This window comes from Tenacibaculum lutimaris, from assembly GCF_003610735.1.
In the GTDB taxonomy this organism is placed as follows: Bacteria; Bacteroidota; Bacteroidia; order Flavobacteriales; family Flavobacteriaceae; genus Polaribacter; species Polaribacter lutimaris.
Genome location: NZ_RAQM01000009.1, coordinates 117,744 through 135,096, shown reverse-complemented (window position 1 = coordinate 135,096; position 17,353 = coordinate 117,744). Strand labels below are relative to the sequence as shown.

Annotated in this window: 20 protein-coding genes and 1 pseudogene; 8 read left to right on the top strand and 13 right to left on the bottom strand. The window is 31.0% G+C overall.

Going from position 1 to position 17,353, the window contains the following annotated elements; genetic code table 11:
• From C8N26_RS13620 to C8N26_RS09050, 5 genes and pseudogenes are all read right to left on the bottom strand, one after another.
• Positions 1-411, bottom strand: a pseudogene (locus C8N26_RS13620) (pentapeptide repeat-containing protein); the annotation flags it as partial.
• A gap of 120 nt (positions 412-531) precedes the next feature.
• Positions 532-804 (bottom strand): HU family DNA-binding protein, encoded by a 273-nt coding sequence (locus C8N26_RS09065; protein WP_028892582.1) that lies wholly within the window; start codon positions 802-804, stop codon positions 532-534.
• A 187-nt stretch (positions 805-991) separates the two neighbouring features.
• Positions 992-1,936, bottom strand: coding sequence for a methionyl-tRNA formyltransferase (gene fmt / locus C8N26_RS09060; protein WP_211327797.1), 945 nt, complete (start codon positions 1,934-1,936; stop codon positions 992-994).
• The gene (locus C8N26_RS09055; protein ID WP_120187004.1) at positions 1,937-3,823 is read right to left on the bottom strand and encodes a RecQ family ATP-dependent DNA helicase; all 1,887 of its coding nucleotides are present in this window, start codon (positions 3,821-3,823) and stop codon (positions 1,937-1,939) included.
• Positions 3,816-4,358 (bottom strand): AAA family ATPase, encoded by a 543-nt coding sequence (locus C8N26_RS09050; RefSeq protein ID WP_120187003.1) that lies wholly within the window; start codon positions 4,356-4,358, stop codon positions 3,816-3,818. Before C8N26_RS09050 ends, C8N26_RS09055 begins: the two co-directional genes overlap by 8 nt.
• Positions 4,359-4,475: 117 nt before the next feature.
• Between C8N26_RS09050 and C8N26_RS09045 the strand changes: the two genes are divergently transcribed.
• From C8N26_RS09045 to C8N26_RS09015, 7 genes are all read left to right on the top strand, one after another.
• Positions 4,476-4,757 carry a DUF493 family protein gene (locus C8N26_RS09045; RefSeq protein WP_028892578.1) on the top strand — a complete coding sequence of 94 codons (282 nt, stop codon included), beginning with the start codon at positions 4,476-4,478 and terminating at the stop codon, positions 4,755-4,757.
• Positions 4,758-4,766: 9 nt separating this feature from the next.
• Complete coding sequence (locus tag C8N26_RS09040; protein ID WP_120187002.1) at positions 4,767-6,356, top strand: peptidylprolyl isomerase; 1,590 nt, start codon at positions 4,767-4,769, stop codon at positions 6,354-6,356.
• Positions 6,357-6,362: 6 nt separating this feature from the next.
• Complete coding sequence (locus tag C8N26_RS09035; RefSeq protein ID WP_120187001.1) at positions 6,363-7,220, top strand: hypothetical protein; 858 nt, start codon at positions 6,363-6,365, stop codon at positions 7,218-7,220.
• Complete coding sequence (locus tag C8N26_RS09030; RefSeq protein ID WP_231517322.1) at positions 7,183-8,556, top strand: peptidylprolyl isomerase; 1,374 nt, start codon at positions 7,183-7,185, stop codon at positions 8,554-8,556. Before C8N26_RS09035 ends, C8N26_RS09030 begins: the two co-directional genes overlap by 38 nt.
• Before the next feature lie 100 nt (positions 8,557-8,656).
• Positions 8,657-9,610, top strand: a complete 954-nt coding sequence (locus tag C8N26_RS09025) for an AAA family ATPase (RefSeq protein WP_120187000.1) — start codon at positions 8,657-8,659, stop codon at positions 9,608-9,610.
• 1 nt (position 9,611) lies between these two features.
• Positions 9,612-10,058: a YybH family protein gene (locus C8N26_RS09020; protein ID WP_120186999.1), complete on the top strand. Its 447-nt coding sequence runs from the start codon at positions 9,612-9,614 to the stop codon at positions 10,056-10,058.
• A 10-nt stretch (positions 10,059-10,068) separates the two neighbouring features.
• Positions 10,069-10,596, top strand: a complete 528-nt coding sequence (locus C8N26_RS09015; protein ID WP_120186998.1) for a TPM domain-containing protein — start codon at positions 10,069-10,071, stop codon at positions 10,594-10,596.
• A gap of 74 nt (positions 10,597-10,670) precedes the next feature.
• On the opposite strand, the gene C8N26_RS09010 is transcribed toward C8N26_RS09015, so the two are convergent.
• From C8N26_RS09010 to C8N26_RS09000, 3 genes are read right to left on the bottom strand one after another with little or no spacing between them, the layout of a single operon-like run.
• Complete coding sequence (locus C8N26_RS09010; RefSeq protein WP_099216090.1) at positions 10,671-11,558, bottom strand: 3-hydroxybutyryl-CoA dehydrogenase; 888 nt, start codon at positions 11,556-11,558, stop codon at positions 10,671-10,673.
• Positions 11,559-11,571: 13 nt separating this feature from the next.
• Positions 11,572-11,913, bottom strand: coding sequence for a hypothetical protein (locus C8N26_RS09005; RefSeq protein ID WP_120186997.1), 342 nt, complete (start codon positions 11,911-11,913; stop codon positions 11,572-11,574).
• Positions 11,914-11,917: 4 nt separating this feature from the next.
• Positions 11,918-12,877: a Gfo/Idh/MocA family protein gene (locus C8N26_RS09000; protein ID WP_028892569.1), complete on the bottom strand. Its 960-nt coding sequence runs from the start codon at positions 12,875-12,877 to the stop codon at positions 11,918-11,920.
• Between the two features lie 224 nt (positions 12,878-13,101).
• Here C8N26_RS09000 and C8N26_RS08995 point away from each other — a divergent pair, with 224 nt between their 5' ends.
• A complete protein-coding gene (locus C8N26_RS08995) occupies positions 13,102-13,743 on the top strand; it encodes a protein-L-isoaspartate(D-aspartate) O-methyltransferase (protein ID WP_120186996.1) in 642 nt (213 codons plus the stop codon).
• A gap of 265 nt (positions 13,744-14,008) precedes the next feature.
• Here C8N26_RS08995 and C8N26_RS13510 read toward each other — a convergent pair whose 3' ends face one another.
• From C8N26_RS13510 to C8N26_RS08975, 5 genes are all read right to left on the bottom strand, one after another.
• On the bottom strand, positions 14,009-14,179 hold the full coding sequence (locus C8N26_RS13510; RefSeq protein ID WP_170141643.1) for a hypothetical protein: 171 nt from the start codon (positions 14,177-14,179) through the stop codon (positions 14,009-14,011).
• 20 nt (positions 14,180-14,199) lie between these two features.
• Positions 14,200-15,060, bottom strand: a complete 861-nt coding sequence (locus C8N26_RS08990; protein ID WP_099216088.1) for a substrate-binding domain-containing protein — start codon at positions 15,058-15,060, stop codon at positions 14,200-14,202.
• A complete protein-coding gene (locus tag C8N26_RS08985; RefSeq protein WP_120186995.1) occupies positions 15,061-15,930 on the bottom strand; it encodes a nucleoside phosphorylase in 870 nt (289 codons plus the stop codon).
• Positions 15,931-16,875 carry a hypothetical protein gene (locus C8N26_RS08980; RefSeq protein WP_028892564.1) on the bottom strand — a complete coding sequence of 315 codons (945 nt, stop codon included), beginning with the start codon at positions 16,873-16,875 and terminating at the stop codon, positions 15,931-15,933.
• A 152-nt stretch (positions 16,876-17,027) separates the two neighbouring features.
• Positions 17,028-17,351, bottom strand: a complete 324-nt coding sequence (locus tag C8N26_RS08975) for a translation initiation factor (RefSeq protein ID WP_028892563.1) — start codon at positions 17,349-17,351, stop codon at positions 17,028-17,030.
• Between the last annotated feature and the right edge of the window lie 2 nt (positions 17,352-17,353).

Sequence of the window (17,353 nt, the reverse complement as noted above, 5' to 3'; positions counted from 1 at the left end):
GTTTTTTTCAAAGTCAGAATATTTAAACATTGCTTTTTGTTCAAAGGTACAATCTTTAAAAATTACGAAGTCTTCAAAATTAGCAACAAAAGTATACCCACTTTTTTCATCAGGAATATAGGCTAATACATCATCTTCAAAAACACAGTTTATAAATGAAACCTTATTGGAAATTTGTTTTTCAATAGTATTAGAACCACCATTGTTCCACCAACTTTTTCTTGTAGGAAGTTTAGGGAGTGCTTCTTCCATAAAAGTAAAATCTAATGTGCCTTTAATTGTAGCATTTGAAATGGTTACAGCTTTACCATTTTTTACATCTTCAATAATTTCAGATGCATTTATGGTTTTTTGAGCAAAAGTGGTTGAGAAACAAAATAGCAGTACGATAAGAGTGGCTATATTTTTCATTGTATAATAATTTTAAGTTCTATTTTAAAGACAATAGCTGTATGTTTTTTGTGACACTAGAGATAAAAAAAACAGCATTTAGTTGCCTAAATGCTGTTGTGATATGTTTTGAGGAGGATATTAGTTTACAGAGTCACTTAAACCAGCACCAGCTTTAAATTTAACTACGTTTTTAGCAGCAATTTTGATTTCTTTTCCAGTTTGAGGGTTTCTACCAGTTCTAGCAGCTCTCTTAGAAACAGACCAAGTTCCCCATCCAACTAAAGCAACTTTATCACCTTTCTTTAAAGTATTAGTTACGTTAGCAGTTAAAGAATCTAATGCAGCTTTAGCAGCAGCTTTTGAAATTCCTGCATCAGCAGCCATCGCATCGATTAAATCTGATTTGTTCATAATTTTAATAGATTTTAAAAATTAATTAATATTTTTTTGCTTCAATAGCTCAACAAATATAGACGGAATGCGGGATTGTGCAAGATTTGCCCTAAAAAAAACACTCTTTTGTTAATAAGTTATCTTGAATTGTTAATAACCCTGATTGTTTTTTTGTTAAAATCGCTAAAACCTTATAAATAAAGGGCTACAGCATTTTAGCTCCTTCTTCAAACTGATAACCATTTAATAAACTCTGAGCGTTCATTAATTTTTTACCTGAAATTTTAATTTGAAGAATGTTTAAGTAACCATCTGTAACTGCAACTTTTAACTCTTTTTTAGTGGTAATAATTGTTCCATGTTCTAAAGAGTGTGAAGTGTTTTCTTTTGAGACACCATAAATTTTTGCTGAGACTTCCTCTTTACCATTTATAATGGTTGTCCAAGCAGCAGGGTATGGATTTAATCCGCGGATATGGTTGTATATAACCTCTAAAGGTTTAGACCAATCTATTTTGCAGTTGTCTGGGTATAGTTTTGGAGCCGATTTTTCTTCCAGTTCTGGTTGTTTTGTAGTTGCTACATCTCCTTTTGAGATTAAATCGACTGTTTCAGCAACTAAATTGGCGCCTAGGTGCATTAGTTTGTCGTGTAATTCACCTACTATTTCATTTTCTTTGATATCAACCTCACTTTGTAGGATAATTTCACCAGTATCAATTTTATCATCAATAAAGAAAGTGGTAACTCCAGTTTTTGTTTCGCCATTAATGATTGCCCAGTTAATAGGAGCGGCTCCACGATACTCAGGTAATAACGAAGCATGTAAATTAAAAGTGCCATATTCAGGCATTGCCCAAACCGATTTAGGTAACATTCTAAATGCTACTACTATTTGTAAGTTGGCGTCCCACTTTTTTAATTCTTCTTGAAACTCTTCACTTTTTAGATTTGTAGGTTGAAGAATAGGCAAGTTTTGAGACAACGCATATTTTTTTACCGCAGACTGATTTAGCTTACGACCTCTACCAGCAGGTTTGTCTGCCGCAGTAATAACTCCCACAACATTATAATCATTTTCTACTAAGTGTTGTAAAATAGTAGCAGCAAAATCTGGAGTTCCCATAAAAACAATACGTAAATCTCTCATTTATATCAAATAATATTTATTGTTATTCGTCTGTATTTTTTCTTCAGCAAGTAGCTCACGCAAAAGTATTAAAATGTTCGCTTCTTTTTCATTTAGAAGCGAGCAGATTTCAATAACTGTATAGCTTTTTCCTTCTTTAAATAGCGACAAAACATCTTGCTGATTTACATTAGTTCTTGTTTTCTTCTGTAAGCAAACATCACAAATTCCACAGTTTTCTGCATTATGTTCATCAAAGTAGGTAAGAAGTTGTATGCTTCTGCAAACTCCGTCGCTTTGAATAAAATGTAGTAAATCGTTGTTTTTTTGCTCTTTTTGCTTGAGATATTGTCGAATGTTTACTGAAATTCGGTTAATGGTTCTATCATCTTCTCTGGGATGCAAAAAGAAAAGCTCTGCATTGTTGGTAGATTTTGTGTATTCAATTAATTCCTCTTGAGCCAACTTTTCTAACATATTAATAACAGACCAAGAAGTTACTCCTAGTTTTTTAGCAATATAGAATTCATCAATTTTAACAGGGTTTTCAAATATCCCTCCATACATGCGTAAAACTTGCTGAATAAAATTTTTAAGCTGTATGTTTTGATGTGTTTGAGAAATTACTTGTTTACTCGAAGCTAAAAACTGAACAGTAGACCTTTGTTGAAAATTATGATTGAGCTCTATAATTCCATTATTAGTTAGTATTTGAAGTGCATTAAAGGTTTTGTTAGGAACAAAACTGTATTTACTACAAAAATCTAAAAAATTAAAGTCAAAAGCCGATTCAATGAATTCTCCTCTGGCAATTTGAAAATGCTGATATAATTTTTGATGAACAATTTTTATTTCGTCAACAGTAGGTAATGATTTTTTAAGGAGTTCGCTGCTTAGCGTAATATCGCTATTGTTAGTTAATACTACAGAAAAAGATTTATTACCATCACGACCGCCACGACCAGCCTCTTGTATATAATTTTCGATTGAAGAAGGTAAATTGATGTGTACAACGACTCTAACATTGGGTTTGTCAATTCCCATTCCAAAAGCATTGGTAGCCACAATAATTGGTGTTTTTTCTGTCATCCAATTATCAAAAGCGAGTTTTTTTTCTACGGAAGATAATCCACCATGGTAAAAGGAACTTTTAAAACCTTGTGCATTAAGATAGCTACTAATTTCTTTTGTCTTATTACGTGTATTTACATATATAATTGCAGGAGCTTTCGTTTTGGTAAAGATCTGGTTCAGCTTACTAAGTTTATCTTCCGTTTTAAAAATTTGATAAGCTAAATTTTTACGAAAAAACGACTGCTTAAAAACAGTTGGGCTTTCTAATTCTAATGATTTAGTAATATTTGTAATTACTTTTTGCGTAGCTGTGGCAGTCAAAGCAATTATAGGAGATGAAGGTTGAAGTTCCTTCAAAATTGTAATATTCTGATATGAAGGGCGAAAATCATGTCCCCATTCAGAAATACAATGCGCTTCATCTATAGCAATTAAATTGACGTGCAGTTGCTTAATTTTCTCTTGAATAAAGCGAGATTGTAATCGTTCAGGAGAAAGATATAAAAATTTAGTTTTTCCAAAACGGATGTTATCAAAAAGCGTAATAATTTCGTCTTGTGTGCTTCCTGAAGGGATTAAAGTAGCTTTAATTCCTTTTGATTCGAGGTTTGCAACTTGATCTTGCATGAGTGCTATTAAAGGAGAAATAACGATACAAACTCCTTCTTTAACCAATGCAGGTACTTGAAAACAAATAGATTTACCTCCACCAGTAGGAAGTAGGGCAACTACGTTGTTTCCTGCTAATACTTCTGTAATTATTTTTTGTTGAGGCTCTCTAAACGAGTTGAATCCCCAATAGTGTTTTAGTATTTGAAGTGCTGTATCATACATCGTGTTTTAACGTATGTAAAATAAAATCGCAACGCTCATGTACCGTTCCAAAAGGAACATCAATTATATTATAGCCTATTTCTTCGTAAGCTTTTTTTAAAAAAGTGTCAATTTTTACTGATTGTTCAAACGTTTCGTAACGCTCATTATCAGATTTATAGATGTCTTCCCAAGGAGCACACATAAATACTTTGGTATATAAGTATTTATTGCTTTTTTCTATGAAAATATTAGGAAAATCGGAACCTAAATAATTCATATACGCATGTACATCAGGAATTCCTCTGTCAAAAAAGATGATTTCAGCATCACTTTGGTGTGCATCTATATATTGTTGTTCTCGTCCTTCTAATAAAAGTTGACTAAATAGTAAAGGTTGCTCTAAGAAAAGTTGGTCTATTCCATCTTTTTGAGCTTTTAGGGTAACCTCTCTTGAAATCTCTGGCATACATTCATATCCACGCTTAATAAATTCTCTTAAAATAGAGGATTTACCCGTACCAGGACCACCTATTAAAACTATTTTTTGTTGCATGGGGCAAAAATAAAAGTTTCAAGTTATAAATATAATAAATAGTGTAATTTTGTGCTTCATCATCATGAATTCTATATTTTTTTGATGATTTTTAATAAAAACAGTAATAATTGAGTTATGCAAGATAGAGAGGCTTTTTACGCAAAGTTAAAATCACAGTTAGAAGACACTACAACTTTTCCGGCTAAATACTTATACAAGTTTATAGTTCCTACAGATGGTAATCAAGTACAAGAAGTGCAAGATTTATTTAATGAAGGTGGAGCTGTTATTGACACTAAAAAATCTAAAACAGGTAAATATGTTAGTGTTTCAATACACTTAACGGTTAAAAGTTCTGATGAAGTTATTTCTTATTATAAAAAAGCAGAGGTTATAAAAGGCATTATTTCTTTGTAAATTTATAGCATGAAAAAACTACTTTTCATACTAGCTGTTTTTTGTACGATTCTTTCAACTTTTTCACAAAGAGATCAGGAATTGTTTCGGATTAATGATACTCCAGTATTAGTTTCGGAGTTTAAGCAAGTGTATGAAAAGAATTTGTCTTTGGTAGAAGATGAAAAAGGAAATGATTTAGATGATTATTTAGAGCTGTTCATCAACTATAAACTGAAAGTAAAAGAGGCTTATAGTTTACAGTTAGACACTGTAAAGGGATATCAAGAAGAGTTAGAAATGTATAAAAACCAACTCATCATTCCATACTTATACGATAAAGAGACACTTGATGAATTGGTAAAGGAAGCCTATAACCGTACCAAGACAGAAATTAAAGCGAGTCATATTTTGGTAAAATATCCTAGTGATGGAATAGCTGTTGATACCTTGTTTTTAAAAAGTAAAATTGACAGATACAGAAGTAGAATATTACAAGGAGAAGATTTTGCTAAAGTTGCAAGAGAAGTTTCTGAGGATCCGTCAGCTAAAGTAAATGGGGGGGATTTAGGGTACTTTTCTGCTTTTCAAATGATATATCCTTTTGAAAATGTAGCGTATAACACAAGAGCAGGAGAAATTTCTGAGCCTTTTCAAACTAAATTCGGACTCCACATCATAAAAGTAACAGGAAGTAGATTATCTAAAGGGGAGTTTGAAGTAGCACATATTTTGGTGGTAAATTCAGCAAAAGGGAAGTCTAAAATTGAAGATATTTATCAACTTTTAAAATCTGGAGCTTCTTTTGAAAAATTAGCAAAAGAATATTCAGATGATATAGGTTCTGCAAATAAAGGAGGAAAGCTACCAAAATTTGGAACTGGAAAAATGGTAGATAGTTTTGAAAATGAGGTGTTAAAGCTTGAAAAAATAGGTGATTATAGTAAACCTTTTAAAACAAAGTATGGTTGGCACATAGTAAAGCTGTTAAAAAATTACCCAATAACTTCTTTTGAAGAAATGAAAGAGGAGCTAACAACAAGAATAAAAAACTCAAGTAGGGTTAAAGCTTTAAGAAATGGAGGCTTAGAAAAGGTAAAAAAGAATTATAAAATAAAAGAGTACCCTGAAGCAATCAAAATCTTTAAAGGTTCTATAAAGAATAAAAAGTTAGGAGAGATTGTACTTTCTATTAATGAAAAAGAATGGTTGCAAAAAGATTTATTTATGTTTGCGACCTCTAAAAACCAGCAAGTAGATCAAAAATTATTTAAAGAGTTTGTAAATACAAAAGTGATAAATTACTTCAAAGAAGATTTAGGAAATAAGGATTCTGAGTATAAAAACATTCTACAAGAATATAAAGAAGGGTTGCTGTTATTTGATTTAATGGAAAATAAAATTTGGAACAAAGCATCAATGGATGAAGTTGGACTGAATAAATTCTATTTATCTCATAAAAATAAATATGGCAAAGAACTTGATGAAATTAGAGGTCAAGTGATTAGCGATTATCAAGATGAATTGGAAAAAGAATGGATTAAAGATTTAAGAAAAAAGAACACTATTAAAGTAAAAGAAAAGGTTTTAAGAAAATTAAAGAAAACATATAACCAATAGTATAAAGTGAAGAAATATATTTTTCTAATAGTATTAATTAGTATAGTTTCATGTGATCTTGTTAGTTTAAAGAAAGAAAAAACAAGAGAAGATAAGCCTATAGCTACAGTTTATAACAAGCATTTATATAAAAACGATATTAAAGGGCTATTACCTAAAAACCTTTCTAAAAAAGATAGTTTAGTTCTTGTTAAAGGAATTATCAATTCATGGGCTAAACAAGAATTGTTATATATAAAAGCTGAAGAAAATATATCAGAAGTAAATAGTGAACAGATTGAAGGCTTAGTAAACGATTATAAAAAAAGTTTATACATAAACGGTTACAAAGAACGATTAATAAAACAGCAATTAGACACCGTTGTAGGTGAAGAAGAAATAGCGTTATATTATGAAGAGAACAAAGAAAACTTCAAAACAAATGAAGAGTTATTACAGTTTGAGTATGTAAACTTCGGCAAAAAGTTTTTAGATAAAAAGGAAACCATAGCACAGTTTAAATCAGAAAAAGAAGAGGATAAAGTAGATTTAGAAAGACATTTGTTAAACTTTAAATCATACCGTTTACAAGATTCAACTTGGGTAACTTTTGATTATTTAAAGAAAAAAATACCTCCTTTTCGTAATGAATCAAAGGAAAACTTGTTAAAAATATCAAAATTCATACAAAAAGAAGATACTTTAGGAGTATATTTGGTCGCTGTAAAAAATATTTTGCCTAAGAACGCAACAGCTCCTCTAAGCTATGTGAGTCCTAGAATTAAGCAAATTATTTTACATAAAAGAAAATTAGAATTAATACGAGATATTGAAAAAACACTAATAAATGATGCAATCCAAAACAAAAATTTTAAAGAATACTAGTATAGCATTTGCCTTGTTTTTAGCAGGTTTAACAACCTTAAACGCACAAGAAAAAATAGACGGAGTAGCCGTTGTGGTAGGTGAAAACATTGTTTTAGATTCTGATATTGATAAATTTAAGCAAGAAGTAGAGTTAAGAAGTGAAGGGAAAGTAAAGATTTCTAACTGCGAAATGCTTGAAGAATTAATGCAACAAAAATTGTTAGCACACCATGCTGTAATTGATAGTGTAGTAGTGTCTCAAGCTGAAATAGACGGAAGAGTAGATAGAAGTATTGCTTTTTTTACGCAAGAATATGGAAGTGAAGAAAAAGTAGTTGAAGCGTATGGTTTTAACGATATCGAAGATTTAAAGAAAGAATTAGCTAGAGTTCAAAAAGAAAACTTGTTAATAGAAAAAGAGCAACAAAAAATTACAGAGGACGTTGATGTTACTCCAGAAGAAATTAGATTATATTTTAAAGGTTTAGAGGAGAAAGGAGAACTTCCTGAAATTCCGGCTGAAGTAGTATTAAATCAATTAATATTAAAAGCAGAACCTACTCAAGAAGAAGTAGATCGTGTTGTAAACAAACTTAAAGAAATTAAAAAAGAGATTGAAAACGGAGCAAGTTTTAAGTTAAAAGCGATTATTAACTCTGAAGACCCAGGAGTGGCTCAAAATGGAGGGAAATATGTGATTACAAAAGACAGTCCGTTCATTAAAGAGTTTAAAGAAACTGCTTTTTCGTTAGATGTAAATCAAATTTCTGAGCCTATTAAATCAGCATTTGGATATCATATTATTCAATTACATAAAGTTAAAGGTAATCAACGAGAAGTATCTCATATTTTAATGCAGCCTCAAATTTCTGATGAAAAATTACAGGAAACTAAAGAAGAAATAGAAAAAATTGTAGCAGAGATAAAAGAAGGTAAAATTACATTTGAAGAGGCTGTAGCAAAGTATTCGGAAGATGAAGAAACTAAAAATAGTGGAGGTTTAATTATGAACCCATATACACAAGAACCTTCTTTTGAGTTAACAAGAATGCCTCCAGAGTTATATCCAAGAATTAGTGAATTAAACAAAGGAGATTTATCGGATATTTTTTACGATGAAACACGTGAAGGAGAAAAAATGTATGGAGTAATCTTAATGACAGACAAAACAGATAATCATACAGCTGATTTAGTTAAAGATTATGTAAGAATGCAACAGTTTGCTTTAGCTAAAAAGAAAGAAGAAGAGATTGCTAAATGGACAAAGCAAAAAATACAAGAAACGTATTTAAAGTTAGGAAACGATTACAAAGATTGTACTTTCAAAAAAGATTGGAAGAAAGAAAATAAATAAGAAGTAATAAATTTAGTATATTGTCATTCCCGCGAAAGCGGGAATTTCATTTTATAAAAGTTTGTAATTAAATTTATTGAATAAAGAAAAACTTTCATTTATGTCTGACGTAACAGCAGTAAACACATTAGTAGAAAAGTACAGCCAACTACAACAAGAAATAGGAAAAGTTATAATAGGTCAGCAAGAAGCGGTAAACTATACGTTACTTTCGGTTTTTTGTGGAGGACATTCGTTGTTAATTGGAGTACCTGGATTAGCAAAAACTTTGTTGGTAAATACAATTTCAAACGCCTTAGGATTAAATTTTAGTAGAATTCAGTTTACACCTGATTTAATGCCTTCTGATATTTTAGGAAGCGAAATTTTAGATGAAACACGTCATTTTAAATTTATAAAAGGACCAATTTTCTCAAACATCATTTTAGCAGATGAGATAAACCGTACACCACCTAAAACGCAAGCCGCATTATTAGAAGCAATGCAAGAAAAATCGGTAACGATTGCAGGACACCATTACAAGTTAGAATTACCATTTTTTGTGTTAGCTACGCAAAACCCAATTGAGCAAGAAGGAACGTATCCATTACCAGAAGCACAATTAGACCGTTTTATGTTTTCAATTAACTTGGAATATCCAAGTTTTGAAGAAGAAGTACAAGTCGTAAAAAATACTACCTCAATAGCTGAACAAAAAGTGAATGCAATTTTTTCATCAGAAGAAATTATTGAAGTTCAAAAGTTAATCCGTAAAATTCCTGTAGCAGATAATGTAGTTGAGTATGCGGTTAGATTGGTAGGTAAAACACGTCCTAACTCTGATAAAGCAACAGAATTAATCAAAAAGTATATTGATTGGGGAGCAGGTCCTAGAGCCTCTCAAAACTTAATTTTAGCAGCTAAAGCACACGCAGCAGTACATGGAAAATACTCACCTGATATTGAAGACGTGCAAGCAGTAGCTATTCCTATTTTATCACACAGAATTGTAAAGAACTACAAAGCAGAAGCTGAAGGGATTACTATAAAAGAAATTATAAATTCATTATTTTAAGATGAAGAAGTTATTAACTGTCATTTTTTTATTGGCACTATTTGTTTCGTGTAAAGAAGAAGCAACTCAAACTGTTTCAGAAGAAACAGAAAAGGAAGAAATCTTATCAGTAATGAAAGCACAAGAAGAAGCTTGGTCTAATCACAATTTAGAAGGCTTTATGCAAGGGTACTGGAAAAACGATTCATTAAAGTTTTATGGACGTAACGGAATAACTTTTGGTTGGCAAAAGACTTTAGATAACTATAAAAAAGGATATCCAACAAAAGAGTACTCTGGTGAATTAAAGTTTAAGATTAATGATATTTCGAAAATTACTAATGGAGCTTATTCGGTTATGGGAGAATATCACTTAAAAAGGACTGTAGGTGACGCTGATGGCGTTTTTATGATCATCTTTAAGAAGATACAAGGCGAATGGAAAATCATCGCAGATACCTCTTGTTAAATTAAGAGAAATGAAAAAAGAAAAAGTTATAATAATACTACTTCTAATAATAACAGTATTCTCATGTAAAAGTAGAGAGAATGAGAAGGAAGTTGTTTTTTTTAATAAGTCAAAAGAAGTTGTTCAGAGTAAGTTTCCCTTCCCGATTGGTTATGTAAATGATTATGAAGATGTGTTTACAAAAGAGGAAGAAGAGAAGTTAGAAAAACTAATTGATGATTATGAAAAAGAATCAACAAATGTTATAGCAGTTGTTACTATAAGTAGTTATGATCCTTATAAAAATATTGAAGACTACTCTTTAGCTTTAGCTAATGATTGGGGAGTAGGTAGAAAAGATAAGAATAATGGTTTAACAATTGTTATTAATAAATTAAAAAGAGAAATACGAATATCTACGGGGTTAGGAACAGAAAAAACACTTACAGATGAAATCTGTAAAAAAGTAATTGATAGTATAATAATTCCAGAGTTTAAGAATGAGAATTACTACGAAGGAGTTGAGAAAGGAATTCGTAGTTTAATTAAGCAGTGGTAAAAATATATCTTAAACAAAAAAGAGAAATTTCAATTAAGAAATTTCTCTTTTTTGTTTTATAAAGTCTTAAAGAACTAAGAAAACATCTTCGCTACTTTCTCAGCTTTTCTACTTTCTGAATAATCGTAAAAGCCTTCACCAGATTTTACTCCTAATTTTCCTGCTGCAACCATGTTTACTAATAACGGACATGGAGCATACTTAGGGTTTTTAAATCCGTCATACATTACGTTTAAAATAGATAAACAAACATCTAACCCAATAAAATCAGCTAATTGTAATGGTCCCATTGGATGTGCCATTCCTAATTTCATTACAGTGTCAATTTCAGCAACACCAGCAACACCGTTGTATAAAGTTTCAATACTTTCGTTAATCATTGGCATTAAAATACGGTTGGCAACAAAACCTGGGTAATCGTTTACTTCAACAGGAACCTTATTAATTTTCTTAGTTAAATCAACTGTAAAGTCCATTACTTCATCAGAAGTGTTGTATCCTCTAATAATTTCAACCAATTTCATAATTGGTACAGGATTCATAAAGTGCATTCCAATTACTTTTTCAGGTCTATTGGTAGCTGCTGCAATTTGAGTAATTGAGATTGATGAAGTGTTGGTAGCTAAAATAGTATCTTCAGCACAAGCTTCATCTAAATCTTTAAAAATCTTAAGTTTTAAATCTACATTTTCAGTAGCTGCCTCAACAACTAAACTAGTGTTTTGAACACCTTCTTTAATGGAAGTATGTGTAGTAATGTTATTTAAAGTATTATTTTTATCGTCTTCAGTAATTTTTTCTTTCGCTACCATTCTGTCTAAGTTTTTAGTAATGGTTGCTAGACCTCTATCTAACGCAGCTTGCGAAATGTCGATAAGTTGAACATTGTATCCAAATTGAGCAAAAGTATGCGCAATTCCATTTCCCATTGTTCCTGCTCCAATTACGGCGATATTTTTCATGTTGTTGTGTGTTTTAATAGGAGAAATAAACTCCAATTACTTTATTATTTTTAGGGTTATTATTTGAAACTTTTAGTTGTAAACTATCATTTTCTTGAATCGGCTCCCACATTGTAGCCTTATTTCTAAAGTTTGAACTGTATATCTTATTTTCAAATTTATATTGATAATAAATTTTTTGATGATAGCCCCTTCCAGCAGTTCCATAAACAACTTTTATAGAATCAATTTGAGCGTTTACTTTTGTAGTTTTTCCAAAAAAGAAAGCTATATTTCCATAATTCCATAAAAAATATAATCCTCCAAAGAATATTATAAAATACAATAAAGAACCAAATGCTCGAAGAGAATTCATTTTTCTAAAAACAATCTATAATCTGATGTGCTACACGTAAAGCTTCAGTACCTTGACGTAATGAAACAATAGGAGTAGTGTTATTCTTAATAGCGTCTGCAAACGACTCTAATTCGTCTAAAATAGCATTGTTGGCAACTACTTCAGGATTATCGTAATAAATTTGCTTTTTAACTCCCTCAGCATTTTGTAAAATCATAGCAAACTCATCAGGTTTTTCTGGCACATCTTTCATTCTAACAACTTCCGATTGCTTTTCTAAAAAGTTTACAGAGATATAAGCGTCTCTTTGGAAAAAACGACTTTTACGCATGTTTTTCATTGAAATTCTACTTGCTGTTAGGTTTGCAACACAACCGTTTTCAAATTCAATACGTGCATTGGCAATATCAGGAGTTTCTGAAATAACTGATACTCCACTTGCATGCACATTCTTTACTTTTGAATTTACCACAGATAAAATAATGTCAATATCATGAATCATTAAATCTAAAACAACAGGAACATCTGTTCCTCGAGGGTTAAATTCAGCTAAACGATGTGTTTCAATAAACATTGGTGTGTCAATCAAGTCTTTTACAGCCATAAAAGCAGGGTTAAAACGCTCTACATGTCCAACTTGACCACGAACATGATGTTGACTAGCTAAAGTTCTTATAGCTTCTGCTTCTAATACTGTATTAGTAATAGGCTTTTCAATAAAAATATGCTTCCCTTTTTCAATGGCTTGTTTAGCACAATCAAAGTGAGAAAGAGTAGGAGTAACAATATCAACTACTTCAACAGCATCAATTAATGCTTCTACTGAATCGAATAATTTATAGCCAAACTCATCAGCTACTTTTTGTGCGTTTTCTGTAAAAGGGTCATAAAACCCTACTAATTCGTATTTTTCTGATTGTTGTAACAAACGCAAATGGATTTTTCCTAAGTGACCTGCGCCTAAAACTCCAGCTTTTAACATAAGTGAAAGATTATTAGTTATTTGATTGGTTTGTTGAAAAAGAAATGATTTCCACAAAAAATCAACGCAAACAAAGATACACTTTTATACATATTTATTACTATTTTTAGCCTCTCGAAATTTTATGATCAGTCAAACTTTTACAGGAAGAGTTGGCGATAATTACAATAAAATAAATATCCTATATTTATATAGAATACTGTTTGTATTAGGAGGGAGTATAAATGAAAGACACAACGAAACACCAAGGACTTAGAAATCAATTAGCAAACGTTTTAGAAGCAAAAGGAATTACCGATGCTAAAGTATTAGATGCGGTACGAAAAATTCCAAGACACTTGTTTATGGATAGTAGTTTTGAAGCACATGCATATCAAGACAAAGCTTTTCCTATTGCGGCTGAACAAACCATCTCTCAACCTTATACTGTGGCTTTTCAATCGGAAGTTTTAGAGATACAACCTGGTGAGAAAGTGTTAGAAATTGGTACAGGGTCTGGGTACCAGACAGCAGTTTTATTAGAGTTGGGAGCAGAAGTGTACTCGATAGAGCGTCAGCACGAATTATTCAAGAAAACCTCTATGTTTTTACCAAAACTAGGATATAGACCTAAGCGTTTTATTTTTGGAGATGGTTATAAAGGGTTGCCAGAAGAAGCTCCTTTTGATAAAATTATTGTAACAGCTGGGGCTCCGTATGTGCCTAAAGCATTGTTAGGACAGATTAAAGTAGGAGGTAGGTTGTTGATTCCTGTGGGCGATAAAGAGCAAGTAATGACATTGTTTATTAGAAAGTCACCAAAAGAATTTGAAAAGCATGAACTAGGTGGTTTTAGATTTGTGCCTATGCTAAAAAAGAAGAATTAATTAAACTGAATTATATATTATGAAAAAAGAAAATAAAACTAAGTATTATGTTGTAACAGGTGCAGCAATCTTACTATTATTAGTTATGGTGTTTGCCTTTGAAAAAGGTGCATTATTAGGAGAAATTATAGCAAAGTAAAAATCAATATAAAATACATTAAGTCCTTTTCTATTTAGAAAAGGATTTTTTTATGCTATAATAGTTAAAAATAAAAAATCCGCCTAAAAAAGCGGATTTATTGAATTTGAATAAAGAAACATCAACTTATTCAGCGATTGCTACTTCAGTTGCATCTGCAACTACTATCTCTTGTTGTTGATGTTGTTTTTGTTTGTTTTGATTAGTTTTTGCTAATCCACAAGGACTAGTACTTCCGCAAGAAGAAAAACCTAATAAACTAACAGTACAAATTGCAATAAATACTACTTTTTTCATCATTATTCCGTTTTATAAAATCAAATATACATATTTCTGATTAAGTCACCAGAATTTTCCTTCTTTTCAATAACGTTAAACTCTACCATTTTATTTTGTATGTCCGAAATTAAATTTTCAGAAATAGCTTCACCGTCATTCCATTCAGTAATAGATAACCATTCTTGAATATCTTCTATTTGTTGTTCATACCTGTTAGAAAGAACTTCATCAATATTATCAAAATCCTTAAAGTCTTTAGTACAATTATTAATTATATCGTGTACTTTTTTTACTTCTTCAAAATGATTTTCTAATACTTCATCACGAACAGCAATAACAAAACAAGGCCATGGAGTAGGGCAATTACCAACTCTTCTAAAAGTACCATTGTCTACCAATGGTTTGGTGGTAAAGTGTTCCCACATAAAATAGTCTGCTTCTCCATTTGTTAAAGCATCAATTCCTCCTTGCAAATCTCCAACTACTTTAAATTGTAATTTATTAATGTCCCAACCATTGTTATGAGCATTTACAATTGCCATAAGTTGAGAACCTGAACCAAAGCGACTAATAGCTACAGTTGCGTGTTCTAAATCGTCAATAGTTTTAAATTTAGAATTGGCAGCTACATGGATTCCCCAAACAAGCGGGCTTTTTACAAAGGTTTGTGTAATTTTTGACGGATTTCCGTTAATAATATCCTTTATAATTCCTTCAGTAAGTACTAAGGCAATATCAACTTCACCAGAGCGTAAAGCTTTCGCCATAGCTCCTGTACCTCCAGGATAATCTTTCCAGCGTAAGTTTATTCCTTCTTTGGTGTATTCTTTATTTTTTAAAGTGATGTACCATGGATAATTAAAATGTTCTGGAACACCACCTATTTTTAATTTCAGCATTTATTTAACTAATTTCTCAAGAGTGTATACAATCAAATCATTTACTACTTTGTATGGATCTTCACTAAACGTTCCGTTGGCTCTGTTAGCAATAATAGCATTCATTGATGCAGCATTATGACCTAGTAGTTTAGCCAACCCATAAATGGCAGATGTTTCCATTTCAAGGTTGGTAATTCGATTGTTGTTGTAGTTAAAACTATCAATCTTTTTATTTAAATCAGGGTCTTGTAAAGGTAAACGTAAAACACGTCCTTGAGGACCATAAAATCCACCAGCAGTAGCAGTTATACCTTTGTATACTTTGTCAGATATTAACTTATCTTCTAAAGCTTTTCCATTAGAAACAATTAAGGGATATGATTTTTTTGTACTCCAGTTAGTATGTTTTATAAAAGCTTCTTCAAGATCAGGGTGTGAAATTTCATCTACTTGATATGATTGAAGTAATCCGTTTAAATCTAAACCATGAGAACTTAATAAAAAACTATCAACAGGAATATCATTGTGTAAAGAGCCAGAGGTTCCAATTCTTGTTATGTTTAATTGGGTATGGTTTTCTTTTACTTTACGTGTATTTAAATCAATATTTACAAGTGCGTCTAACTCGTTTAAAACAATATCAATATTATCAGGACCTATACCTGTAGAAATAACAGTAATTCGTTTTCCTTTATAGGTACCAGTGGTAGTTTTAAATTCTCTTTTTTGGGTGCTGAATTCTATCGTGTCAAAATGTTTCGTAACCTTATCCACACGATATTGATCACCAACGAAAATGATATCGGTAGCAATATGTTCAGGTCTTAAATTCAAATGATAGATACTACCATCTGGATTTAAGATGAGCTCAGAATGTTGTATACTCATTTATGATGTTATTTTTAACAGCTTATCGGTAGAGTTTACATAGAGATAGCTGTATTTTTTTGCGCCACCAAGATACGAAAAATCAGAACGAATTTTAGCATAATAATTGGTTTGGTTTTGCAACACCTTTTTTCCTGTCTTACTTAATTTAACAGGATCAAAAGAAGTAAATAGTTTTTTAAGTTCATCTAGCTTATGAAAATATTGATTATCACCAAATCCGTAATTTTCTTGATGAGTTAACATGTAGTTAACTAATTCGTTTTGGTTAGCAAAATTATGTTCGTTAGCAGTTTTTAATATGTTGTTTTCTAAGTGATTTAATCCGTTTTCAATTGAAGGAAAACGAAGTAAGTGCGCTTTAATAGCACTTTCTAAGTAAATAAAAGGTGATTTTGGATTGAATTTATGAGCATTTTCAAGAGGTAATGGGCTGTCAGAACAATATAATTGCCATATATAATCAGCATATTCAATATCATCGTTAGTTAACTCTATCCTATTTTCAAAATGTTGTTGTAATTGTGTTTCAGATAATTCTCCTAAACCAAATAATTTTTCTTCTCCAGGAATTTTACCACTTGTAACTAAAGAAACTTTGTGACCAGAACGGTATCGTTTTAACCAACTAATTACAGCAACCATGTTTATTTGGCAAAACAAATCGTACTCAAACCATAAAACAATTTCATCTTGTTGTTTTTGGTTACAAAGGTTTCTGTATTCTTTTAAAGTGTAATCGATGAATTTCTTTTTAGTGATTTTATAGGAGTCTTTTAAAAAGTCGAAACGGATTTTCCAAAAGTTTTCGCTTCCAACATCGACAGAAGTTTTTCCTTCACATAACATTTCACGCCAAGTAATAATGTCTCCTTCAATATTTAATTTTTGAAGTCTTTGAGTCGTGTAGTCTCCATTAGTTATGTGTAATAAAGAATGTTTCATAATTTTTTAAGGGAATTAGTTGATTTCTTTATTGATATAAAATAAACGGTTTATTTTATACGTTATTATTTATTGATTGATATTTAACACTTTACAAAAAGTTGTAAATATAAAAAAAATGTCGAGGAATCAAATTCCTGACATTTTTTTGTTTATCCACCAACGCGTTTTACGTTGAATCCTTTGTCTTTTAAAAGCTGCATTATAGTGTCTCTATAATCGCCTTGAATGATGATTTTGTCATCTTTAAAACTACCACCAACACTTAGTTTAGTTTTGATTTCTTTTGCTAATTTCTTGAAATCTTCAGTAGCTCCATTGTATCCGTCTATAATAGTAACTGGCTTACCTTTTCGCTTTTCGTATTTGCATAAAATAGGATCATCTTGAAGCCAGATATCAGGCTTTTCTTCAATAGATTTTTCTTCAAATTGATGATCAGGGAAAAGATTTTTTAATTGATCTTGTAAATCCATTA